This is a genomic window from Kitasatospora sp. NPDC022856, assembly GCF_055561235.1.
Genome location: NZ_JBVHHE010000002.1, coordinates 1 through 21280, shown reverse-complemented (window position 1 = coordinate 21280; position 21280 = coordinate 1). Strand labels below are relative to the sequence as shown.

The window sequence follows — 21280 nt, the reverse complement described above, 5'->3', positions numbered from 1 at the left end:
GCTCGGCAGCCGCTTCGCGGGGCACCGGATCGTCCCAGTCCGCGTCGGACGCGCCGTCGGTGACGGCGACGACGCCGTTCGGCAGCCAGCGGGAGGTGCCCAGCAGCTCGGTGTAGATGCCGCGGAAGCCGTCGATGTTCTGGCGGAGCGTGAACTGCTCGATCACCCGCAGCCGGGCCTGCTCGCCGAGCCGGGCCCGGCGCTCCGGGTCGCGCAGCAGCTCGACGGCGGCGGCCGCCATCGGTTCGGGTTCGCGCGGCGGGACGACCAGACCGGTGTCGCCGACGGCCTCGCGCACGCCGCCCACGTCGGTCGAGACCGTGGAGCGGCCGCAGGACATCGCTTCGATCAGGGTGAACGGGAAGCCCTCGCTGATGCTGGAGAGCATCACCACGTTCCCCGCCGCGTACGCGTCGGTGATGTCCGCGACGCGGCCTTCGAAGGCCACCGAGTCGGCGACGCCGAGCTCGGCGGCCAGGGCTATGCAGCGGTCGCGGTAGGCCTCGCCGCCCTTGGGCGTGCCGCCGAACAGCCGCAGCCGCGCGTCGGGTATCTCGTCGCGGACGATCGCGAAGGCGCGGATCAGCGTCTCCAGGTCCTTGATCGGGTCGACCCGGCCGGCCCAGCTGAGGGTGGGCGTCTCGGGCTCCGGCCCGGCGGGCGGGAAGGCCGCCGGGTCCACGCCGTTGTAGACGGTCCGGATGTGCGCGGACGGCGTGCCGCCGCGCTCCTCCCAGCGCCGGTTGTACCGGTTGCCGGGGGTGACCAGCGCGGCCCGCCGGTAGCTCTCCTCGGCGAGCATCCGGTAGAAGCCCAGCAGCAGCGCCTTGACCGGCCAGCGGTAGGGGCCGGTGCGGTAGCCGAGGTAGCGCTCGCGCAGGTAGATGCCGTGCTCGGTGAGGAGAAACGGTACGCCGTACTGCTGCGAGGCGATCAGCCCGGGCAGGGTGGCGAGGCCGCCGCTCGCCGCGTGCGCGACGCCGTCCTGGGGCGGCTCGACCGACAGCGGGCGCAGCGCGTGCTCCAGCAGGTCGGTGGCGTTGAGCGCGTCGTGCAGGGTGGGCCGGGAGACGCCGGTGGAGAGGTAGTCGCGGGTCCAGACGTGCTGGAGGGTGCGCAGGGCGCGCTCGCTGCGCAGCGCCGGGCTGAGCAGCCCGCGCCGGGCGAGGTCGGCGAAGCCGTACAGCTCGGTGCCGAAGTGGGTGGTGTAGACGGGGTCCAGGATGGAGTGCAGGAAGCGCTCGTACGCGTTGAGGAAGCGGCGCATCTCGCGGCCGCGGGGTGCTCTGCCGTCGGCGGCAGGGCCCCAGAGCGGTGCGGTCGTGACGGACCGCACGTTGGCGGGCAGCTCCCAGGCCAGCGGTTCGTGGCCGGTCCCGGTGACGGCGATGACGTCGAAGTCGACGTCCGGCATGCCCTGGACGAGCTGGTCGCACCAGACGCTCACGCCGCCGTGCTGGTGCGGGTACGTCCCCTCGGTGAGCAGGGTGACGCGCATTCCTGTCCCCCCTCCTGTCCTTGCGTCAAGCGGCCGGCCTCGACGGCCGGGCCCGGTGGCCGGTGGTGGGGCGGGCCGTCGCCCGTCCCACCACCGGTGTCACCTGTTAGCGGGTGCCGGACTGGCCGGCGGTCTTCTTGGTCGGGTCGGCCTTCCCCCCGGAGGCCTTGCCGGTCTGGGCGCCGCCCTTGGCGTTGCCCTTGGTGCTGCTCTTGCCGGCCGTGACGCCCTTGCCCGGCACCGGGACCCCGCTACCGGGGACCAGCGTCGGGGCGTCGGTCCGGGCGGTGTCGCCCGGACCGGCCGGGACGGCGTCGGCGGTGCCCTGGGGCACGACCTTCTTGTCGGCCGGCGCCGGAGCGGTCAGCGTCTTGGCGGTGTTCGGCGCGGCGGCCGGAGCCGCCGGGGTGACCGCCGCGGCCAGCTTGAGCTGGACGCTGCTCTGGAGCGCTCCGGGCTTCACCCAGCCGGACAGCGTACCGGCGTAGGCGGTGCCGAACGCACCCGAGCCGATCGCGAGCTTCTGGGTGGTGCCGGTCGGCATGGTGGCCTGCACCTGGACGCCGGCCGGAGCGCTCACCGTGACGGTGTCGCCGACCCGGTAGGCGGTGACCTGGCCGGCGGTGAGCGCCGCGTTCCAGGCCGCGCGGCGCTGGAACTCGGCGCCGAGGTCCTTCTGCGCCAGGTTCACGATCGGCGCGTTGTCGGCGTGCAGTGCGCGGTAGGTGGAGAGGACCTTCTCCAGCACCGGGTAGACGATCCGGTCCTCGGACAGGTTCGACTGGTGGATGAAGTGCGGTCGCGGGTCGTTGCTCAGCACGTGGCCGAGGTCGATCCGGGCCTCCAGCGGCACGATGTACGACTGGTAGCCGGTGTTCACGTCCAGCGGCGTCGGCAGGCAGGTGGAGTTGGCGTTGTTCTCGCAGACCCCGCTGCCGCCGTTGGCCACGCTGGTGTAGATCCAGTTGTACTCGTCCGTCTCCTCCTTCGCCGTGGCGGCGTTGTAGAAGACGTTCATCGGGTACCGCGGCACGGTCAGCACCGACGAGCCGACGGCCCGCTGGCCGGTCTCGCGGGAGGCGTCGCTGGCCGTCCACTTCACGCCGTTGGCGACCAGCGAGGGAGCCAGGTACGGGTTGTCGCTGGTCTCCTGCGGAGCGGTCAGCAGGCCCGAGTGCTCACCGGTGACCAGCTCGGTCTTGTCGATGTGCAGGTTGCGCGCCGCGGCCCAGTCGATGTTGTTCTTGATCTGGGACGTGATGGTGGCCTGGTCGACCCAGACGGTGTTGCCGGCGGTGTCCTTGGTGCACTTCCACGGCACCACCGAGACGTCCTGGAGGCAGCCCAGGTACGGGTGGGTGTAGGTGTGGTTGACCCACCGGTAGCTGGTCTGGTCGGCGACCATCTGGTCCACCACCGGGTCGGTGGTGACGGAGTGGTCGGCCTTCCAGTCCTCGCTGCCGCCGCCGTTGAACACCATGTCCATGGTGAAGTTGTTGGCGGTCTGCCACTGCTTGGCGTACTGCGCGTCGGCGACCGTCATCCGGATCGGGTCGGCCGTCTCCGGGGTGCCGGGCGGGCAGGTGACGTCACCGGGGGTGCACTTCAGCACGGTGTCCCAGCGGTCGTCCGCCAGGAAGACGTCGTCCACGTGGGCCGCGAAGTAGTTGCGGTCGTAGCCGAGGTGGACGCCCTGGGTTATCCAGTCGACTATGCCGCGCGCCAGCAGGCGGTACTGCTGCTGGTACTGGTTGTAGACGAAGGTGACGACCAGCTCCTTGCGGCCGTCGTGGCTGTACTCGCCGACCAGCGAGCCCTTGGTGGTGGTGCCCGGGATGGTCGTCTCGACCAGCGGGGTGAAGCTCGCACCGGCCGGCAGGGTGGTCAGCGGGGTGGCGAGGAAGCCGTAGCTCTCGCCGACCGCCGGGTCGTTGTCCTCGAACGGGACACTGCCCTTGAGGTAGCCGAAAGGACCCGCGAGACCGGCCGTGGAGACCTGGCCCTGGAAGCCGTCGAGGCTGCCCATGTAACCCGGGTCGGCGGCGTAGTTCAGGCCGACCTCCGGCCTGGCGTAGGTGTACGCGTCGACCTGGCGCACGCCGAACGCCGCCTCGTAGGCGGCGATCGCGGCCATCTCGGCGGAGCCGGCCGCGAACGGGTTGTCGTTGGGCAGCACGATGCCCTGGAACTTGCCGCGCGGCTGGCCGTTGAGGCTGTCGCTGAGGAAGGCCGCATTGATCACCGGGCGTCCGGCGTCGTTGAGGTCGACCAACTTGTACGGGGTGCCCTGGCTTTTCAGCTCGGCCGCGATGGCCGCCGAGGCGGGGCCGCCGTCGCTGATCACCAGGACCGTGAGGTCGATCCTGGGTGCTGCGGTGGCACCGTGTGCGAGGGATGACTGCAGGCCGCCGGCCAGCAGGACTGCTGCCGCGCAGGCGGCAACTCTTCGGGTCGCTCGACCCATGTGTGTTCCTCCCCTGGGCAGGGCGCTTTCGCTGCTCGACGCTCGCCTGCCCGGTCGCTGTTCGCGGGCAGCAGGCTGCCCGGCGCCCATCCTGGTGGAGACTCCGCACCGATTGGGACCAAATGGGCAGGAGTGCAGCGAATCTGTTACCAACGTTCATGGCGATGCCATGAAGGCGCTGATTGTGACCGGAAGAGCACCTGTTGCGCAAATAATGAATTGAGAATTAAAAACGGCGCCGGAGCGTTACCGCTGGTCACCGACCGTGCGGTGATGACATGTATGCCGCGCCCTACACTGGCGGCGTTGCGCATGACACTCTTGCACATCCCCCTGTTCCGTCGGGCAGGTTCATGCAATATCGCGTCGGGTTGTGCCACGGCACCGCTCGAATATCCAATGGAGGCCGCCGCGTGACCGAGCAGCAGACCGAGACCGCCGCAATCGAGGCCCTGCGGAATGCCGTGGGGACGTCGGTGGAGGGCGACCGGGACGGTGCCCGGGAAGAGGCCCTGGAGCCCGCTCCGCAAGCCGCCCAGCAGGCCCGGAGCCTCGGCCTGCGGGGCGCCGTCAACGCCCGCGATCTCGGTGGCTACCGGACGGCCGACGGACGGGTGCTGAAGCACGGCGCCGTGCTGCGCAGCGACGGCCTCAACCGCCTCACCGACGAGGACCTCGACCTGCTCGCGGCGCTCGGCCTGCGCCAGGTCGTCGACCTGCGCAGCCTCGACGAGGTCCGCGAGGCCGGCCCCGACCGGGTCCGCGGCCTGCCGGTGGCCGTGATCGCGGCCGCCGAGCTGTCCGCCGCGCCCATCACCGTCGAGCGCACCGCCCCGGACGGCGTGACCCTGCACCACCTGCCGGTCTTCGCCGCGGATTTCGACATCTACGTCGCGCTGCGCGACGCCCTGGCCGACCGCAGCCCGGAGAAGCAGCGCGCCCTGCTCGGTGACGGCCGGGCCGCCGCGATGATGACCGGCCTCTACCGGTGGTTCGTGAACGACGCGGTGGCCCGCGAGCGGTTCGCCACCGTGCTGCGCCTGCTGGCCGCGCCGGACGGCGCGCCGCTGCTGTTCCACTGTTCGGCCGGCAAGGACCGCACCGGGTGGACGGCGGCCGTCCTGCTCACCGCCCTCGGGGTGGACCGCGAGACGGTCTTCGCCGACTACCTGCTCACCAACGAGCGCTCCGCCGCGATCGTCGAGACCATCGTGGACAGCTTCGGCACCCGCGGCCTGATGCAGGAGCCGGAGCTGCTGCTCCCGGTGTTCCGGGCGGAGCGTGACTACCTGGAGGCGGCCTTCGAGGAGGTCGAGGCCGGCTGGCCCGACTTCGCGTCGTTCTGGCGGGACGGCCTGGGCCTGGACGACGCCGTGCTGGCGGGCCTGCGGGCCAACCTGCTCGTACCCTGAGTCGCCCCGGCCCGGCCCGGGCCCCGGCTCACCCCTCGCTGATCAGGCCCTCGCGCAGCTGTGTGAGGGTCCTGGTCAGCAGTCGGGAGACGTGCATCTGGGAGATGCCGATCTCCTCGCCGATCTGCGACTGGGTGAGGTTGCCGAAGAACCGCAGCATGATGATCCGACGCTCGCGCGGCGGGAGCTTGGCCAGCAGCGGCTTCAGCGACTCGCGGTACTCCACGCCCTCCAGCGCGAGGTCCTCGTAGCCGAGCCGCTCGGCCAGCGGGCCGTCGCCGTCCTCCTCGCCGGGGCTGGAGTCCAGGGAGCTGGCGGTGTAGGCGTTGCCCACCGCGAGCCCCTCGACCACGTCCTCCTCGCTGACGCCGAGGCAGACGGCCAGCTCGGCGACGGTGGGGGAGCGGTCCAGCTTCTGGGCCAGGTCGTCACCGGCCTTGGTGAGCGCCAGCCGCAGCTCCTGCAGTCGCCGGGGCACCCGGACCGACCAGCTGGTGTCCCGGAAGAAGCGCTTGATCTCGCCGACCACCGTCGGCATCGCGAAGGTGGGGAACTCCACCCCGCGGTTCGGGTCGAACCGGTCGATCGCCTTGATCAGGCCGATCGTGCCGACCTGGACGATGTCCTCCATCGGCTCGTTGCGGCTGCGGAAGCGCGCGGAGGCGTACCGGACCAGCGGCAGGTTGAGCTCGATCAGGGTGTCACGGACGTAGGTGTGCTCGGCGCTGTCGGCCTCCAGGGCGGCGAGCCGCTGGAAGAGCGAGCGCGAGAGCGTCCGGGTGTCCAGCCCGGGGCCCGGCGGCGCCTGCGGCGCGGCGGCGGCGGCCTCCGCGGGGTCGATTTCGGCGACGGACGGTGCGTCCGGGCCCCGCTGGAGCGGGATCCGGTCGACGGCGACCGCGGTGCCATGGGCCTGACCAGCGTGGATCTCCGCAGTGCCCAGGTCTCCGGACATGCACCCACCCCCTTGTGACTGACAGTTGAACGGATTCCGTCGCGCGGTGGTTCCCGAGGACGCCCTCCCCCTGCATACCGGAACACGGTCCCCGGCAAACCCGAAGGTCGCAAGACGTCACGCGACGGTAACGCGCAGCAATCCCGGGCGGGCCCAATGGTTCGCGGTGTTCTGTCCGGGATTGTGAAGGTCAGTCTTCCCAGGAATTGCCGGTCCGAAGCCTGGTCAGGATCCGCGAGAGCAGGCGCGAGACGTGCATCTGCGACATTCCCAGCTCGGTGCTGATCTGGGACTGCGTCAGATTGGCGAAGAACCGCAGCATGACGATCCGCCGCTCCCGCTCGGGCAGCTGGACCAGCAGGTGGCGGACCATGTCCCGGTGCTCGACCTCGGCCAGCGCCGAGTCCTCGTAGCCGAGCCGGTCCAGCAGGGCGAGCCCGCCCTCGTGCTCCTGGGCCGCCTCCAGGGAGGCCGCGTTGTAGGCCCGGCCGGCGTCCAGGCAGGCCCGGACGTCCTCCTCCGGGATGCGCAGGCTGGCGGCGATCTCGGGCACCTTGGGGGCCCGTCCGTGCACCACCGTCAGCTCCTCCATCGCGCCGCTGACCTGGACCCAGAGCTCCTGGAGCCGGCGCGGGACGTGCATGGTGCGGACGTTGTCGCGGAAGTAGCGCTTGATCTCGCCCAGGATGGTCGGCAGCGCGTAGGTCGGGAACTGCACGCCGCGGTTCGGGTCGAACCGGTCGATCGCGTTGATCAGGCCGATCGTGCCGACCTGGACGACGTCCTCCATCGGCTCGCTGCGGCTGCGGAAGCGGGTGGCCGCGTAGCGCACCAGCGGGATGTTGACCTCGATCAGCGCCGCCCGGACCCGCTCCCGCTCGGGGGCGTCCGGGGGCAGTTCGGCGAGCCGCTCGAACAGCACCCGGGTGAGCGTCCGGACGTCCACCACCGGGCGGCCGCCGGGGCCGCGCAGGCCGTCCGGGCGGAGCTCGCCGGCCGGGCCGATGACGGTGGCCAGGACCTCGTCCCCGGGCGGGGGCGCCGGGCGACCGGCGTCCGGTGCGGCGGCCTGCGGCTGGGCCGGGGCCTGCGCCTGGGCCTGCGCCTGCGCCGGGGCCTGGACCTGGGCCTGGACCTGGACCTGGGCCGGGGCCGGGGCCGGGGCCGGAGCCTGCGCCGGGGCCTGGGCGGTGGTCGGTCCGGCGGTCTGGACGACGGCCTGGACGACGGTCTTCGCGGTGATCTGCCCGGCGGCTTGGCCGGTGCCGGTGTCCGGCGCACTCCCTGGTGTCCGCACGGACACGTCACCCCTCCCAAAGTCGACAAACGGTGGGACTTGCGGATCGGGTGTCGCGGCTCGATTCACCACCTCGCCGTGTCCGGCAAAACCGGTCATAGCATCACAAGCCGGGCGCAGGTCGGGCAAGTACCGAGGGGAGGTGTGTTGGTGCTGCGCCGGTGCGCCACCCGGCCCCCCGGGGTGGCGCGGGGCCGGTGGCGGTTTCCGGACAGCGCAAGGCGCCCCGTCCGGGACCCGGGCGGGGCGCCTGCGGCCGTCCGGGGGACGGCCCGGGGTCAGACCTCGATGTCGGCGATCACCCAGGTGGCGAACTCCCGCCACTGACCGGCCGCGGCCTGGTGGGCCGGGTGGGTGAGGTAGGCCTGCAGCGCCGCACGGTCCTCGACCAGGCTGTTGATCGCGTAGTCGTGGGCGATGTCGCGCTCGGTGGTGTTCCAGCCGCACTCCCACTCGCGCAGCTCGGGGATGACCGGGCCGAGCGCCTCGAAGGCCTCGGCGCCGGCGAGCGCCCGCTCGTCGTCCTTGCTGACGCCTTCGTTGAGCTTGAACAGGACCAGGTGCCGGATCACGATGCCGCTCCTCGCGGACGGGGGACTGAGGGTCCCGCACACCGTAGCCGGAGCCGCCGGGGCCGGAGGACCGCCCCCCTGGTCCGCTACTTCACCAGCCCGGTCATGAAGGTGCCGACCGCTTTGGCGGCGTTCGAGATGCCCTCGAACCCCAGCTGGACCAGCTCGGCCGCGCGGGCGGGCGAGGTGATGATCGTGTAGAGCACGAAGATGAGCAGGAGGACCATGCCGATCTTCTTCGCCTGCGCCATCCGGTGACCTTCCTCCCTGCTGTGGGCCGCCGCCATTCGGTCCCCGAGCGGCCCTCTGCAGAGCGCAGCTTATCCACCGGACGGCCCATCAAGTGTGCGACGCGTTCACCCGGCGGGACGAAGGTCCCCGGGAGTGGGGCCTTTCTCCGGGTGCCCGGGGGCGGACCGTCGCGCAGGATGGGTGGTGTGCCGCGGATCTGGCAGGAATCCCCCGGCACGTGGATCCGGAGCTCCCCGCTGTGGGACCGGTCGCCGCGACTTCCCCCCGACGTGGCGCCGGTTGTGGGACTCCGCCGGGGGAGCGGTTGGTCCCCCGAGCCGCTCCCCCTCCAGGCTCCGTGCTCGCCGGGCGTTGGTGGTCATCGGCCCCGGGTGCGGAGCCCTTCCGCGCCCGAGGGTGCGCGGGAACGACGAGGGCCCCGACCGTCTCCGGTCGGGGCCCTCGTGCTGCTGGCGGTAGCGGTGGGATTCGAACCCACGGTGAAGTTGCCCCCACACACGCTTTCGAGGCGTGCTCCTTTGGCCGCTCGGACACGCTACCGAGGGGAACTCTACCGGACGGGTGGCGAGGTCACGAAATCCGTATCGGGACGGCGGCCGGCGGCCGCGTTCAGCGGTGGTTCTCGAAGAACGCGCGGAGCTGCTCGCCGCACTCGTCGGCGAGGACGCCCGGGATCACCTCGGGGCGGTGGTTGAGCCGGCGGTCGCGCATCACGTCGAAGAGCGAGCCGGCGGCGCCGGCCTTCTCGTCGAGGGCGCCGTAGACCACCCGGTCGATCCGGGAGAGCACGAGGGCGCCCGCGCACATGGTGCAGGGCTCCAGGGTGACGACGAGGGTGCAGCCGACGAGCCGCCACTCCCCGAGCGCGGCTGCGGCCTCCCGGACGGCGACCACCTCGGCGTGGGCGGTCGGGTCGCCGACCGCCTCGCGCGCGTTGTGGCCGCGTCCGATCACCTCGCCGTCCGGGCCCAGGACGAGCGCCCCGACCGGGACGTCCCCGGTGGCCGGCGCCAGGGCGGCCTCGGCGATGGCGAGGCGCATCGGCGCCGCCCAGCGGTCGCGGACCGGGTCGGGGCGGACGGGGGCGGGGAGCGGGGCTATCTGGCGGGTGGACGCGGACTGCATGGCATCCAGTGTCCGGCATCCGGCGAGGGGCACCGGCCCGTTACCGGACGGCCTCCAGGACCTCGCCGCAGCCGAGGGCCTCGGCGATCTCCTCCAAGGCGTCGCCCGGCACCGCGCCCTCGCCGCTGAGGGCGAGCAGCTCCTCGGACGGCAGGCCGAACTCGGTGAGCAGGTGGGCGTCGCCGAGCGGGCCGACCGGGACGCCGCCGCGGGCGTCCGCGTCGCCGTCCTCGTCCTCCTGCCCGGCCGAGGCCTGCGCCTCCTCGTCCTCCAGCTCGGCGACCAGGTTGTCGAGGTCGCCGAACTCGCTCTCGCCGGCCTGGTCGACCAGCTCGTCGGTGAGGACGGAGCCGTAGCTGCTGCGGGCGGCGGCGGCGCCGTCCGACACGAAGATCCGCGGGTCCTCCTCACCGTCGACCCGGACGATGGCGAACCAGACGTCCTCCTGTTCGATGAAGACCAGGACGCTGTCGTCGTCCTGGGCGGCTTCGCGGGCCAGATCGGCCAGGTCCGCCAGGGTTTCGACGTCGTCGAGTTCCGTCTCGCTCACATCCCACCCGTCCTCGGTGCGAGCAAGCACTGCAGCGAAGTACGCCACCAGGGACACTCCCAAGATCATCGGTCTCGGCTCGGCGCTCCGGGCAACGCGGAATCTGGCCGCCCCCGCGCCAGAGGCGGCCCGCTGTTCGGACCGTCCCCTCGGAATCGTGACAGAAAGCCCGGCTTTGCGGGGAGTGTTCGGCAGCGCGTCTTTGCAGGTCGTGTCGGAAGGGCCGGTCCGGAGCCGGTGAACGGGCGCCGGGTGCGCCGGGTGCGCGCCGTCGGATCCCCGTGGGCGCGCCGCGGGCCCGTCAGAACCGGAAGGTTCGCATCCGCATCGCTTCGCGCATCCGGCGCTCCTTGGTGCGCCGCGGCTGGACCCGCTCCCGCAGTTCGCGCGCCTCGGCGAGTTCGCGCAGGAACACCGTCCGCCGTTTGCGGCGCTCCGCCTCGGTCTCCGGGTGGTCCGGGGGCAGGCCCGAGCGCCCGCCCGACGGGCCCGTGGACCCGTCCGCCGAGCCGTCCCCGTTCTTCGGGTTGCTCGTCATAGGACCTGACTTTCCCAGATCGGCCGGATTGATACCACAGGAGGACGTTCCGCCCCGACATTCGCGGTGCGTCACGGCGCGTCATCGGTGGGTGACCCCGGTCGGCTCCGCGCCGGGACGCGGCGCCGGCCCGGTGGGCCACCGGGTGGCGTACGGGCGTCCGGGGCCGGGCTAACCTCGACGTATGCGGATCCACGTCGTCGACCACCCCCTGGTCGCCCACAAGCTCTCCACCCTGCGCGACGAGCGCACCGACTCGCCGACCTTCCGTCGCCTGACCGACGAGCTGGTGACCCTCCTCGCGTACGAGGCGACGAGGGACGTCCGCACCGAGGAGGTGGAGATCACCACCCCCGTGGCGGTCACCACCGGCACCCGGCTGAGCTACCCCCGGCCGCTGGTCGTCCCGATCCTGCGGGCCGGCCTGGGCATGCTGGACGGGATGACCCGGCTGCTGCCGACCGCCGAGGTGGGCTTCCTCGGCATGGTGCGCAACGAGGAGACCCTGGAGGCCTCCACCTACGCCACCCGGATGCCGGACGACCTCTCCGGCCGCCAGGTCTACGTGCTCGACCCCATGCTGGCCACCGGCGGCACGCTGGTCGCCGCGATCAGGATGCTGATCGAGCGGGGCGCCACCGACGTCACCGCCGTGGTGCTGCTGGCCGCGCCCGAGGGCGTCGCGGTGATGGAGAAGGAACTGGCCGGGCTGCCCGTCACCGTGGTGACCGCCGCCGTCGACGAGCGGCTGAACGAGAACGGCTACATCGTCCCGGGCCTCGGCGACGCGGGCGACCGCCTGTACGGCACCGCGGGCTGAGCCCGCGCGCCACGAACGGACGAACGGAGCCCCCGGCGGTGCCGGGGGGCTCCGTCGTGCCCGGGGGCCGGCTCAGCAGCTGCCGGTGGTGCTCGGGGTCGGGGTGGGTTTGGTCGCCAGGGCCAGCGCGGCGGCGGCCTGGGTCTCGTCCAGCAGGGCGTTGTAGCTGTCGCCGATCACGAAGTCGACGGTGGTGTCGGTCCGGGCGTCCGCCGTGGTGAGGGCCCCGGCGATCTGGGAGCCGAGCAGGGTGGACGCCCCGGCGCCGGCCGGGCCGGCGACCACCTGGGCGGTGCCGGGCACCTTCTTGTCCAGCTCGGCGGGCGCGTTGCCGACCTTGCCGATGGTGAAGCCGCGCTTCTTCAGCTCCTCGGCGGTCCGCGCGGCCAGCCCGGACTTGGCGGTGGCGTTGTAGACGTTCACCGTGATCGAGGCCGGCTGCGGGATGGCGTTCGGATCGGTGGGGGCGCCGGAGGGCGGGGCCGAGCCGTCCGGGGTGGGCGCGGCCAGCGGTTTGCCCGAGGGCGACGCGCAGGCCTGGGCGGAGGCGTTCTTGCCCTTGCCGGTGAAGATGTCCCAGAGCTGCACGCCGCCGAGGCCGATCAGGGCCAGGGCGAGCAGTGAGCCGATCAGGGCGAGGACCTTGCGGCTCTTCTTCGGCGGCCGGCCCAGCCGTGGATAGCTGTTGCCGGTGACGCGGTACTGCTTCCCCTTCAGGCCTTGGGGAGTCAACATGCTCACGGTTTGTCTCCCCCTCGTGCCAGGGCGGGGATCGGGTGACGGAAACGGCTGGGTGGGCGGCGTACGCCACGGACTGCGGCCGTAGTCAGCAGATTAGTGCCGGACGGCTGCGAAGGTACTAAATGATCATCATCTGGAGTACGCCGGCACCCGAACGGGGGTACCGGTGCATGCGCGGACCGCCCTCCGGAGGTGGCCGGAGGGCGGTGTCCACACGGGTCGCGGGGTGCGGGACGGGCCCGTCACTCCATTTCGAGGACGCGGGCGTGCAGCACCTGGCGCTGCTGGAGCGCGGCGCGTACGGCGCGGTGCAGCCCGTCCTCCAGGTAGAGGTCGCCGTGCCACTTCACGACGTGGGCGAAGAGATCGCCGTAGAAGGTGGAGTCCTCCGCGAGGAGGGTCTCCAGGTCGAGTTGGCCCTTGGTGGTCACCAGCTGGTCCAGCCGCACCGGACGCGGGGCGACGTCCGCCCACTGGCGGGTGCTGGTCCGGCCGTGATCCGGGTACGGCCGCCCATTGCCGATGCGCTTGAAGATCACACGGAAAGCCTACCGTTTGGGCGGCGGATGGCGCAGCAGCCGCGACCGCGCCACGCGCACCGGCGCGAGCTGCGGGCGGACGATTGCGGCTGTTTCATGGGAAATGTCGTGAACGTCGCCCCCTCAGTCGTGCCCTGGAGTGTGCACCGATGTCCACCGCCGAGCCGCCGTCCGCCCCCTCCGGCACCGAGGTCGTCCCGGAAGTCGTCCCGCCCGCGGTGCGGGAGATCGCCGAGGGGTACGCCTTCGCCGGGCCCGCCCTCGACCTCGGGGCGGTGCTGCTGGACGGCACCGCCTACCGGGACGCCCAGGTGCGCATCCCGCTCGGGGTGCTCAACCGGCACGGGCTGGTCGCGGGCGCCACCGGCACCGGCAAGACCAAGACCCTCCAGCTGATCGCCGAACAGCTCTCCGCCCAGGGGGTGCCGGTGTTCCTGGCCGACATCAAGGGCGACGTCTCCGGGATCTCCGCGCCCGGCGCACCCGGCGAGCGGACCGCCGCCCGGGCCGCCGAGGTCGGCCAGGACTGGTCGGCGCAGGGCTGCCCGACCGAGTTCTACGCCCTGGGCGGCCTGGGCACGGGCATTCCGATCCGAGCCACCGTCACCAGCTTCGGCCCGCTGCTGCTCGCCAAGGTGCTCGACCTGAACGAGACCCAGGAGTCCTCGCTCGGGCTGGTCTTCCATTACGCCGACCGCAACGGCCTGGAGCTGTACGACCTCAAGGACCTCACCGCCGTCATCACCTTCCTCACCTCGCCCGAGGGCAAGGAGGAGCTGAAGGGCATCGGCGGGCTGTCGGCCGCCACCGCGGGAGTGATCCTGCGCTCGCTCACCACGCTGGAGAACGAGGGCGCCGGGGCGTTCTTCGGAGAGCCGGAGTTCGACACCGCCGAGCTGCTGCGGACCGCCCCGGACGGGCGGGGTCTCGTCTCGGCGCTGGAACTGCCCGCGGTGCAGGACCGGCCGCGGCTCTTCTCCACCTTCCTGATGTGGTTGCTGGCCGACCTCTACCAGGAGCTGCCCGAGGTGGGGGACCTCGACAAGCCCAAGCTGGTGTTCTTCTTCGACGAGGCGCACCTGCTCTTCAACGGGGCCTCCAAGGCGTTCCGGGAGGCGATCACCCAGACCGTCCGGCTGATCCGCTCCAAGGGCGTCGGGATCTTCTTCGTCACCCAGACGCCGAAGGACGTCCCGGCCGAGGTGCTCGCCCAGCTGGGCAACCGGGTGCAGCACGCGCTGCGCGCCTTCACCCCGGACGACGCCAAGGCGCTCAAGGCGACGGTCTCGACCTTCCCCCGGTCCTCGTACGACCTGAGCGAGGTGCTGACCTCGCTCGGCACCGGCGAGGCGGTGGTCACGGTGCTCTCCGAGCGGGGCGCGCCGACGCCGGTGGCGGCGACCAGGCTGCGGGCGCCGCGGTCGCTGATGGGTCCGGTCGAACCGGCCGCGCTGCGGGCGGCGGTGGACGCGTCGCCGCTGGCGGCCCGCTACCGGGACGCGATCGACCGGGAGTCGGCCTACGAGAAGCTGGCCGCCCGGGCGGCGCGGCCGGAGCCGGCACCGGTGCCCGAGCCGGTCCCGGAGTCGGTGCCGGAGTCGGTGCCGGCCGGGGAGCCCGCCGCGCCGCGGCCGGCGCCCGAACCGCGTCGGAGGTCCGAGGCGGGGTCGGGGGAAGGGGCCGGGGACGGTGGTGGGCTGCTCGGGTCGCTGCTGAGCAACCCGACGCTCAAGTCCTTCGCCCGCTCGGCCGGGACGCAGCTCGGGCGGGAGATCTCGCGCAGCCTGTTCGGGACGTCCCGGCGGCGGCGGTGAGCCGGGCCGTGGTGCCGGGAGTGTGGTCGGCCGGCCGGCCCGGCCCGGCCCGGCCCTGCTCAGCTGGGCTCGGCCCGGCTCCGCTCAGCCGGTGAGCGCGGTGCCGATCCGGTCCAGCGAGGAGAGCCGCATCAGGCCGTAGTGGTAGAACTCGACCTCCGGCACGCCGAGCTCACGGAGTGTGGCGATCTTGGCGGCGAGGTTGGCCGGGCCGTCGCAGTCCGAGGCCATCGGGCGCAGGATCACCGCCATGTCGCGCGGGCGGACGCCGTGCAGGGCGAACGCGGCGATCTTCTCCCGGACGGCCTCCGGGGTCCGCGCGTAGCCGAGCGTCTCGATCTGGTCGGCGACCCCGGCGAGCGCGGGCAGGTCGATGCCGGCGAGCCAGCCCCGGCCCGGGCCGCCGCCGTCCATGAAGCTCAGCCGCATGCCGTGCCGTCGCGCCTCCTCGGCCACCTCGGCGGCGAGTGAGGTCACGGTCGCGGCGGAGGCGTCGACGTAGGCCGCCAGGGCGCCGCCGGCCAGCTCGTCGAGGGCGGCGGGCTCGGCGGCGGCCGTGTCGTCGGCCAGCCGGCGGCGCAGCTCGGTGCGGACGGTCGCCGCCACCTCGTCGGCCGGGACGCCCGCCCGGACGGCGGCGGCGCGGCAGTGGTCGCAGAAGCACATCCCGAGCAGCGCCTCGGCGACCGGGCCCAGCTCCTCGAAGTAGCGCTCGTGGTGGTAGCCGTGGCGCAGCCCGTGGAAGTGCAGCGACTCGGCGCGGATCGCGTCCACGCCGTACCGGGCCAGCTCGGCGACCAGCGTCACCGCGTACTCGCGGACCTCCGGGACGGCCGGGCAGAGTTCGGTGAGGTGGCGGTCGCCGAAGGCGTTGGCGGGGGCGCAGTCGGGGTGTTCGAAGCCGAGCCGGTCGTTGTGGCAGAACACCGTCCAGGCGTGCAGCTTCATCCCGCGGCGCCGCGCCTCGGCGGCGGCCTCGGCGAAGGGGTCGCGGTCGCCGATCGCGGTGGAGGGGGTGGGCCGCAGCCGCCGCCCGGCCCAGCGCGCCGGGTCGGGGCGGAAGTAGGCGGCGCCCGGCTCCAGGTAGCGGATCACCCGGCGCGGGTTGTGCGGGAAGACGTCCCGGGCCTCGTGGTAGACCGAGGCGAGGGTGACGCCGCCGACCCCGGCCCGGTCGGCGAGGTTGCCGAAGAAGGTGTCGGTGCCCTCGTCCAGCAGGTCGGTGGCGAAGGCGAGGACGGACGACTCCACGGTGCGGCTCCGGAGCAGGGGGCAGGGGGGAGAGGGCAGAAGGCAGAGGGCAGGGGGCAGAGGGCAGAGGGCAGGGCTCTCCCACGCTAGTCGCAGGTCCGGGATTGGTCTATACCTGGCCGGCGGCGCGCTCGCGGGGCCCCTCGTCGTGCTCCTGGCGTGCTCCTCCGGCGCTCAGAGGCCGAGGTCGTCCAGCTCCTTGTGCAGGGCGGACCGGGGGCCGGCGGCGGGTCGGACGCCGGGGCGGCGGTCGTCTTCGGTACGCGGTTGCGGAGCAGCCAGGCGGCGGCGAGCCCGCCGATCAGACCGCCGAGGTGGCCCAGCCAGCTGACCCCCTGGGTCACCGGCAGGACGCCGATCAGGAGGTAGGAGTACACCGCCGCGACGACGACGGCGATCACCGCGTCCAGCAGGTTGCGGTCGAGCACGCCGCGCAGGACCAGGTAGCCGAAGTAGCCGTAGACCAGGCCGCTGGCCCCGGCGGTGACCGTCTCGGGGCGCTCGCACAGCCAGACGGTGAGGCCGCCGACCACGACGATCATCAGGGTCGCCCAGAGGAACCTCTTCATGCCCCGGTAGGCGGAGAGGAAGCCGAAGGCGAACAGCGGCCAGGAGTTGGCCTCGATGTGCTCCCAGCTGAAGTGCAGCAGCGGCATGGCGAACACGTCCGGCAGCTCGTCGAGCCGGCGCGGCATCAGGCCGTGTTCGTAGGTGAGGCCGTAGTCGTCCATCCAGTTCACCAACTGCACCAGCCAGATGACGGCGAGCAGGCCGACCATGGTGAGGAGGGCTCGTCGGGAGTCGGCCAGCAGGCGGGCGGGTGTGGAAGCCATGACCCGACTGTAGAGGGGGCCCGTGAACGGTGGCACCCCACTACAGTGAATCGCGTCATTCAGCCTGGTCCGGGCTGTCCTGGCTTGTCGAGAGGTGACCGTTTCATGAGCGTTCGTCCGCCGCTGCCCTACGAGTTCCTGCCGCAGGTGCCGTCCTTCGAGCTGACCAGTGATGACCTCGCCGAAGGCGGCAAGCTGGCCGAGGAGTTCGTCCATGCGGGCGGCAACCTGTCGCCGCAGCTGGCCTGGTCGGGCCTGCCGGAGGGCACCCGGTCCGTCGCCGTCACCTGCTACGACCCGGACGCCCCGACCGGCTCCGGCTGGTGGCACTGGCTCGCCCTCAACCTGCCCGGTGACACCGCCGGCCTGGCGCGCGGCGCCGGTTCGTCCGACGCGGACCTGCCCGGGGCGGCCTCGTTCCACGGCCGCAACGACTTCCCCGGCAACAAGTACGACGGCGCGGCCCCGCCGCCCGGCGCCCCGCACCGGTACGCCTTCGCCGTGCACGCGCTGGACGTGGACGCGCTGGACGTCACCCCGGAGACGCCGGCGGCCCAGATCGGCTTCCACATCACCTTCCACACGCTGGCCCGTGCGGTGATCACCGCCGAGTACGGGGTCTGAGATCCTCGTCGGATGAACGAACCGGTGGAGGTCTGGCGGCTGCCCGAGCACGATGCCGGGGCGGGCCGCCGGGCCTCCGGCTGGACGGTCGGACCGGACGGCGAACTGGTCGTGCTGCTGGTGCCCGGGGAGAAGCCGTCCGGCGCCTCCGGCCGGACGTGCCCCGACCCGCCCCCGGACGCCGAGCTGGTGACGGTGACACCGGAGGGGGAGCGGCGGACGGCGCTGCGCGGGCTCGCCGTCGACCCGGACCACCTGGCGCTGCTGCCCGGCGGCCGGCTGCTGGTGGCGAGCTACCGGGCCGACGAGGAGCCGGGCGGATGGGCGCCCAACGCGGTCGTGTTCGGGCCCGACGGCGAGCCCGCCCACGAGCTGGTGCTCGGCGACGACATCCGGACGCTGGTCGCCGACCGGGACGGCCGGATCTGGATGGCCTTCGGGGACGAGGGCATCTACGGGGACCACCCGATGGCCCACCCCGGTCTGGTCGGGGCGGACCCGGCCGGGCGGATGGTCTGGCGACCGGGGCGGGACGAACTGCCCGGCTACCCGCTGGAGGGCCTGGCCGGGGCGACCGAGGGCCGCGCCGTCTGGCTGGCCTGGTACCCGGGCAGTACGGCGAGCTACCTGACCCGGATCGACCCGGCCGGGGGGTCCGTGAGTCGGCGGTCCCCGGTTCGGCTGCCGCTCGGCTTCGCCGTCGGCGGCCGACAGGGGATCTTCCTGACGCACGCGGGTGAGCTGGTCCGCTGCCTGCTGGTCGGCAAGGAGTGGAAGGAGACCGGGCGGCGCCGGCTCCGGCTGCCCGGAGAGCTGGACCGGGAGCGGGCCTACGGGCGGGACGGCGTGCTCCGGTTCCGCTCGGGGGACGCCTGGTACCGGGTGGCGGCGTAGCGCGGGCGGCTCAGGGCTCGACCGGACCCCCGCTGTCGGCGGCCGGGCGGACCGGACCCCCGCTGTCGGCGGCGGGGTGGACCGGACCCCCGCTGTCGGCGGCGGGATGGACCGGACCCCCGCTGTCGGCGGCCCGGCCGGCGCGGGCGGCGAGGGCGCGCAGGTGGGCGTTCATCTCCGGGGGCTCGTGGACCTCGAACTCGCAGCCCAGCATGAGGAGCCGCATCGCCAGGTACCCCAGCGAGTCGGACCGCGAGCGGAGCCGGCAGCTCCGGTCGTCGACCGGCTCGACCGTGGTGTCGGCGGCGCGGCTGATCCAGCTCTCCACCTCGGAGGCGGGCATGTGCAGGGTCGCCACCAGGGTGTGGGTGGCCGCCGGCCGGCGGAGCTTGCTCGCCACGTACGCGGCCGCGTCCTCGGCGGGGAGTTCGCGCGGGGTGAAGCGGGCGCCGGTCGGGAAGGGCTCGCTGATCCGGTCCACCCGGAACAGCCGCCAGTCGTCGCGGTCGAGGTCGTAGCCGACCAGGTACCAGCGCCGACCGGTCGAGACCAGGCGGTTGGGCTCGACCTGGCGCCGGGTCTCGGCGCCGTCACCCGCCCGGTAGTGGAAGCGCAGCCGCTCCCGGTTGGTGACGGCGCCCGCGAGCACGGTGAGGTCCTCGGGGTCGACGGTCGGTCCGTCGCCGGTGAGCAGCGGCACGGTGGCCGTGTTCAGCGCGCCGACCCGGTGGCGCAGGCGCCCCGGCAGCACCTGGAGCAGCTTGCCGAGCGCCCGGACGGACGCCTCCTCGATGCCGACCACGGCGTGCCCGGCGGCCGCCCGCAGGCCGACCGCGATGGCCACCGCCTCCTCGTCGTCCAGCAGCAGCGGCGGCATCGCCGTCCCGGCCACCAGCCGGTAGCCGCCGATCGCGCCCATCGTCGCCTCGACCGGGTACCCCAGGGCGCGCAGCCGGTCGATGTCGCGGCGGATCGTCCGGGAGCTGACCTGGAGGCGTTCGGCCAGTTCGCTGCCCGGCCACTCCCGCGGGGTCTGGAGGAGGGAGAGCAGGTTCAGCAGCCGCGCCGGAGTGTCCGTCATGGCACCCAGGATGCCGGACAACGAGGACAAAAGCTGACCTACATCCCCTCTACTGTCGCAGACGTGCCGAAGAGCGAGGTAGAGGAGAAGACGATGACAGCGGATTCCGGGGAGGGCTCCGGAGCGGGCTCCGGAGTGGTGTCCGACCGGCGGAGGTGGATCGCGCTGGCGATCGTGATGACGGCCTCGTTCATGGACCTGGTGGACGTCACCATCGTGAACATCGCCATCCCCAGCATCCAGGAGGACACCGGCGCCTCGTTCAGTGCCGTCCAGTGGGTGACCGGCGGCTACGCCCTGGCCTTCGCGATCGGGCTGATCACCGGCGGTCGACTGGGCGACATCTACGGCCGGAAGCGACTGTTCCTGATCGGAATCGGCGGCTTCACCGTCGCCTCGGCACTCTGCGGTCTGGCGACCGGCGCCGAGATGCTGGTCGCGACCCGGATCCTCCAGGGCGGGACGGCGGCGCTGATGGTGCCGCAGGTGCTGTCGATCATCCACGCCTCCTTCCCGGCGGAGGAGCGCGGCAAGGTGTTCGGCCTGTTCGGCGCGGTGGTCGGTCTGGGCGCCGTCTCCGGGCCGCTGATCGGCGCGCTGCTGACGGAGTGGGACCTCTTCGGGCTGGCCTGGCGGCCGATCTTCCTGATCAACCTGCCGGTCGGCATCGCCGGGCTGCTGCTCGGCCGGGCGTTCATCGGCGAGTCGCGGGCGGAGAAGGCGCTCAAGCTGGACCTCGTGGGCGTGCTGCTGGCCAGCGTCGGCCTGCTGATGCTGCTCTACCCGCTCACCCACGGCCGGGAGGCCGGCTGGCCGCTCTGGGGCCACCTCTCGATGGCCGGCAGCCTGCCGGTGTTCGCCCTGTTCGTCGCGTACGAGAAGGTGAAGACGCGGCGGGACGGTTCGCCGCTGGTCGAGCTGTCGCTGTTCCGGGTGAAGAGCTTCGCGGCCGGCATCGGCGTCCAGCTGACCTTCGGCGTGGTCACCGGGATCTTCTTCCTGGTCTGGACGCTCTACATGCAGATCGGGCTGGGCTGGAGCCCGCTCAAGGCCGGGACCACGGGCATCCCGTTCTCGATCGCGGTCTCGGTGGCGGCCGGACTCTCGGTGCAGCAGCTGGTGCCGCGCTTCGGACGCAAGGTGCTCCAGGCCGGCGCGCTGGTGATGGCGGTCGGCGCGCTGACCTACATCTGGGAGGCCGACCGGTACGGCACGGCGATCACGTCCTGGCAGATGGCGCTGCCGCTGGTGGTGATGGGCCTGGGGATGGGCCTGATCGTGGCGCCGATCACCGACGCGGTGCTGGCCGAGGTGCCGCGTGAGCACGCCGGTTCGGCGTCGGGCCTGATCAACACGGTGAACCAGCTCGGGACGGCGCTGGGGCTCGGGCTGGTGTCGGTGGCGTTCTTCGGGGCGATGGACGACGTGGTCGCCCCCGAGGCGGTCGGGACGGCGTTCGGCGGGGCCTTCGTCCACGCGATGTGGTGGGTCGTCGCGGTGCTGGCGGCGGTGTTCCTGCTGATGTTCGCGCTGCCGAGGCGGAAGGCGGCGGTCGCCGCCGGTACCTCCTCCGCGTCCTCTTCCGACGAGCCCGAGCGGGAGCAGGAGCCCGTGCTCGTCTGACGGTGGGTGGAGGGCCCCGGCCGCGATGCGCGGCCGGGGCCCTCGCGCGCACACTGGGAGCATGGAGCGGCTGGCGGTGGACTCCTCGGCGCTGCGCTCGGTCGGGTACGACGCGGAGCGGCGGGTACTGGAGCTGGAGTTCACCGGCGGGAGCGTCTACCGGTACGACGCGGTCCCCGGGCGGGTGCACCGGGAGCTGATGGCGGCGGAGAGCCACGGACGGTACTTCGCCCGGAGGATCCGCGGGCGGTACGCGTACCGGCGGGTGCGCTGAGGCCCTCGCCTCCCCCGGGGGGCGGGGTTCAGACACCCCATGTCGTTAGAGGTCAAGCGGCATGGAGTTGGGCGTGGTGCGCCCAGGCGGTCGCTTCGCTGTAGTGGGTACGGGTTTTGAGGC

General features: G+C 72.8%; 21 protein-coding genes and 1 tRNA gene. 7 read left to right on the top strand and 15 right to left on the bottom strand.

Annotated elements, in window-relative coordinates:
- A partial coding sequence (gene pelF / locus ACZ34W_RS03095) for a GT4 family glycosyltransferase PelF (RefSeq protein ID WP_465601222.1) occupies nt 1–1498 on the bottom strand: 1498 nt, incomplete at its 3' end.
- 106 nt (nt 1499–1604) lie between these two features.
- The gene (locus ACZ34W_RS03090; RefSeq protein ID WP_359804077.1) at nt 1605–3962 is read right to left on the bottom strand and encodes a hypothetical protein; all 2358 of its coding nucleotides are present in this window, start codon (nt 3960–3962) and stop codon (nt 1605–1607) included.
- A 413-nt stretch (nt 3963–4375) separates the two neighbouring features.
- On the opposite strand from ACZ34W_RS03090, the gene ACZ34W_RS03085 reads away from it, so the two are divergent.
- On the top strand, nt 4376–5374 hold the full coding sequence (locus ACZ34W_RS03085; RefSeq protein WP_465601217.1) for a tyrosine-protein phosphatase: 999 nt from the start codon (nt 4376–4378) through the stop codon (nt 5372–5374).
- A gap of 28 nt (nt 5375–5402) precedes the next feature.
- On the opposite strand, the gene ACZ34W_RS03080 is transcribed toward ACZ34W_RS03085, so the two are convergent.
- The 8 genes from ACZ34W_RS03080 to ACZ34W_RS03045 form a co-directional block, all read right to left on the bottom strand.
- The gene (locus tag ACZ34W_RS03080) at nt 5403–6329 is read right to left on the bottom strand and encodes an RNA polymerase sigma factor SigF (protein ID WP_329488645.1); all 927 of its coding nucleotides are present in this window, start codon (nt 6327–6329) and stop codon (nt 5403–5405) included.
- A gap of 190 nt (nt 6330–6519) precedes the next feature.
- Entirely contained in the window at nt 6520–7632 is a 1113-nt protein-coding gene (locus ACZ34W_RS03075) for an RNA polymerase sigma factor SigF (RefSeq protein ID WP_465601214.1), read from the bottom strand.
- Between the two features lie 272 nt (nt 7633–7904).
- Nucleotides 7905–8198 (bottom strand): Dabb family protein, encoded by a 294-nt coding sequence (locus ACZ34W_RS03070; RefSeq protein ID WP_329488644.1) that lies wholly within the window; start codon nt 8196–8198, stop codon nt 7905–7907.
- An 86-nt stretch (nt 8199–8284) separates the two neighbouring features.
- A complete protein-coding gene (locus ACZ34W_RS03065) occupies nt 8285–8449 on the bottom strand; it encodes a hypothetical protein (RefSeq protein WP_199926184.1) in 165 nt (54 codons plus the stop codon).
- A 451-nt stretch (nt 8450–8900) separates the two neighbouring features.
- Nucleotides 8901–8990, bottom strand: a tRNA-Ser gene (locus ACZ34W_RS03060).
- 69 nt (nt 8991–9059) lie between these two features.
- Entirely contained in the window at nt 9060–9575 is a 516-nt protein-coding gene (tadA, locus tag ACZ34W_RS03055) for a tRNA adenosine(34) deaminase TadA (RefSeq protein WP_352290499.1), read from the bottom strand.
- A gap of 40 nt (nt 9576–9615) precedes the next feature.
- Nucleotides 9616–10194 (bottom strand): tRNA adenosine deaminase-associated protein, encoded by a 579-nt coding sequence (locus tag ACZ34W_RS03050; protein ID WP_329488642.1) that lies wholly within the window; start codon nt 10192–10194, stop codon nt 9616–9618.
- 232 nt (nt 10195–10426) lie between these two features.
- Nucleotides 10427–10663 (bottom strand): hypothetical protein, encoded by a 237-nt coding sequence (locus ACZ34W_RS03045; protein WP_329488641.1) that lies wholly within the window; start codon nt 10661–10663, stop codon nt 10427–10429.
- Nucleotides 10664–10847: 184 nt separating this feature from the next.
- On the opposite strand from ACZ34W_RS03045, the gene upp reads away from it, so the two are divergent.
- The gene (gene upp / locus ACZ34W_RS03040; RefSeq protein ID WP_329488640.1) at nt 10848–11483 is read left to right on the top strand and encodes a uracil phosphoribosyltransferase; all 636 of its coding nucleotides are present in this window, start codon (nt 10848–10850) and stop codon (nt 11481–11483) included.
- A 72-nt stretch (nt 11484–11555) separates the two neighbouring features.
- On the opposite strand, the gene ACZ34W_RS03035 is transcribed toward upp, so the two are convergent.
- Together ACZ34W_RS03035 and ACZ34W_RS03030 are read right to left on the bottom strand one after the other, a co-directional pair.
- Entirely contained in the window at nt 11556–12218 is a 663-nt protein-coding gene (locus tag ACZ34W_RS03035) for a LytR C-terminal domain-containing protein (protein ID WP_329488639.1), read from the bottom strand.
- A gap of 248 nt (nt 12219–12466) precedes the next feature.
- Nucleotides 12467–12763 carry a type II toxin-antitoxin system VapB family antitoxin gene (locus tag ACZ34W_RS03030; protein WP_030061387.1) on the bottom strand — a complete coding sequence of 99 codons (297 nt, stop codon included), beginning with the start codon at nt 12761–12763 and terminating at the stop codon, nt 12467–12469.
- Nucleotides 12764–12912: 149 nt separating this feature from the next.
- Between ACZ34W_RS03030 and ACZ34W_RS03025 the strand changes: the two genes are divergently transcribed.
- The gene (locus ACZ34W_RS03025) at nt 12913–14577 is read left to right on the top strand and encodes a helicase HerA-like domain-containing protein (RefSeq protein WP_465601209.1); all 1665 of its coding nucleotides are present in this window, start codon (nt 12913–12915) and stop codon (nt 14575–14577) included.
- An 84-nt stretch (nt 14578–14661) separates the two neighbouring features.
- Here ACZ34W_RS03025 and ACZ34W_RS03020 read toward each other — a convergent pair whose 3' ends face one another.
- Together ACZ34W_RS03020 and ACZ34W_RS03015 are read right to left on the bottom strand one after the other, a co-directional pair.
- A complete protein-coding gene (locus tag ACZ34W_RS03020; RefSeq protein ID WP_465601206.1) occupies nt 14662–15828 on the bottom strand; it encodes a hypothetical protein in 1167 nt (388 codons plus the stop codon).
- An 86-nt stretch (nt 15829–15914) separates the two neighbouring features.
- Complete coding sequence (locus tag ACZ34W_RS03015) at nt 15915–16661, bottom strand: rhomboid family intramembrane serine protease (RefSeq protein WP_465601203.1); 747 nt, start codon at nt 16659–16661, stop codon at nt 15915–15917.
- A 105-nt stretch (nt 16662–16766) separates the two neighbouring features.
- Between ACZ34W_RS03015 and ACZ34W_RS03010 the strand changes: the two genes are divergently transcribed.
- The gene (locus tag ACZ34W_RS03010) at nt 16767–17285 is read left to right on the top strand and encodes a YbhB/YbcL family Raf kinase inhibitor-like protein (protein WP_329488635.1); all 519 of its coding nucleotides are present in this window, start codon (nt 16767–16769) and stop codon (nt 17283–17285) included.
- Nucleotides 17286–17297: 12 nt separating this feature from the next.
- Complete coding sequence (locus ACZ34W_RS03005; protein WP_359804085.1) at nt 17298–18179, top strand: hypothetical protein; 882 nt, start codon at nt 17298–17300, stop codon at nt 18177–18179.
- Between the two features lie 10 nt (nt 18180–18189).
- Here the strand turns inward: ACZ34W_RS03005 and ACZ34W_RS03000 are convergent, their stop codons facing one another.
- Nucleotides 18190–19260, bottom strand: coding sequence for a helix-turn-helix transcriptional regulator (locus ACZ34W_RS03000; RefSeq protein ID WP_465601198.1), 1071 nt, complete (start codon nt 19258–19260; stop codon nt 18190–18192).
- 93 nt (nt 19261–19353) lie between these two features.
- Here ACZ34W_RS03000 and ACZ34W_RS02995 point away from each other — a divergent pair, with 93 nt between their 5' ends.
- On the top strand, nt 19354–20883 hold the full coding sequence (locus ACZ34W_RS02995; protein WP_465601195.1) for an MFS transporter: 1530 nt from the start codon (nt 19354–19356) through the stop codon (nt 20881–20883).
- A 61-nt stretch (nt 20884–20944) separates the two neighbouring features.
- On the top strand, nt 20945–21157 hold the full coding sequence (locus tag ACZ34W_RS02990; protein ID WP_465601192.1) for a KTSC domain-containing protein: 213 nt from the start codon (nt 20945–20947) through the stop codon (nt 21155–21157).
- Nucleotides 21158–21280: the final 123 nt, after the last annotated feature.

Excerpts from the sequence above, each read along its gene's own strand:
- upp (WP_329488640.1), top strand. The coding sequence starts at position 10,848 with ATGCGGATCCACGTCGTCGACCACCCCCTGGTCGCCCACAAGCTCTCC.
- tadA (WP_352290499.1), bottom strand. The coding sequence starts at position 9,575 with ATGCAGTCCGCGTCCACCCGCCAGATAGCCCCGCTCCCCGCCCCCGTC.
- ACZ34W_RS03015 (WP_465601203.1), bottom strand. The coding sequence starts at position 16,661 with ATGGCTTCCACACCCGCCCGCCTGCTGGCCGACTCCCGACGAGCCCTC.
- ACZ34W_RS03050 (WP_329488642.1), bottom strand. The coding sequence starts at position 10,194 with ATGATCTTGGGAGTGTCCCTGGTGGCGTACTTCGCTGCAGTGCTTGCT.
- ACZ34W_RS03090 (WP_359804077.1), bottom strand. The coding sequence starts at position 3,962 with ATGGGTCGAGCGACCCGAAGAGTTGCCGCCTGCGCGGCAGCAGTCCTG.
- ACZ34W_RS03025 (WP_465601209.1), top strand. The coding sequence starts at position 12,913 with ATGTCCACCGCCGAGCCGCCGTCCGCCCCCTCCGGCACCGAGGTCGTC.
- ACZ34W_RS03010 (WP_329488635.1), top strand. The coding sequence starts at position 16,767 with ATGAGCGTTCGTCCGCCGCTGCCCTACGAGTTCCTGCCGCAGGTGCCG.
- ACZ34W_RS03005 (WP_359804085.1), top strand. The coding sequence starts at position 17,298 with ATGAACGAACCGGTGGAGGTCTGGCGGCTGCCCGAGCACGATGCCGGG.
- ACZ34W_RS03080 (WP_329488645.1), bottom strand. The coding sequence starts at position 6,329 with ATGTCCGGAGACCTGGGCACTGCGGAGATCCACGCTGGTCAGGCCCAT.
- ACZ34W_RS03045 (WP_329488641.1), bottom strand. The coding sequence starts at position 10,663 with ATGACGAGCAACCCGAAGAACGGGGACGGCTCGGCGGACGGGTCCACG.
- ACZ34W_RS02990 (WP_465601192.1), top strand. The coding sequence starts at position 20,945 with ATGGAGCGGCTGGCGGTGGACTCCTCGGCGCTGCGCTCGGTCGGGTAC.
- ACZ34W_RS03000 (WP_465601198.1), bottom strand. The coding sequence starts at position 19,260 with ATGACGGACACTCCGGCGCGGCTGCTGAACCTGCTCTCCCTCCTCCAG.
- ACZ34W_RS02995 (WP_465601195.1), top strand. The coding sequence starts at position 19,354 with ATGACAGCGGATTCCGGGGAGGGCTCCGGAGCGGGCTCCGGAGTGGTG.
- ACZ34W_RS03035 (WP_329488639.1), bottom strand. The coding sequence starts at position 12,218 with ATGTTGACTCCCCAAGGCCTGAAGGGGAAGCAGTACCGCGTCACCGGC.
- ACZ34W_RS03065 (WP_199926184.1), bottom strand. The coding sequence starts at position 8,449 with ATGGCGCAGGCGAAGAAGATCGGCATGGTCCTCCTGCTCATCTTCGTG.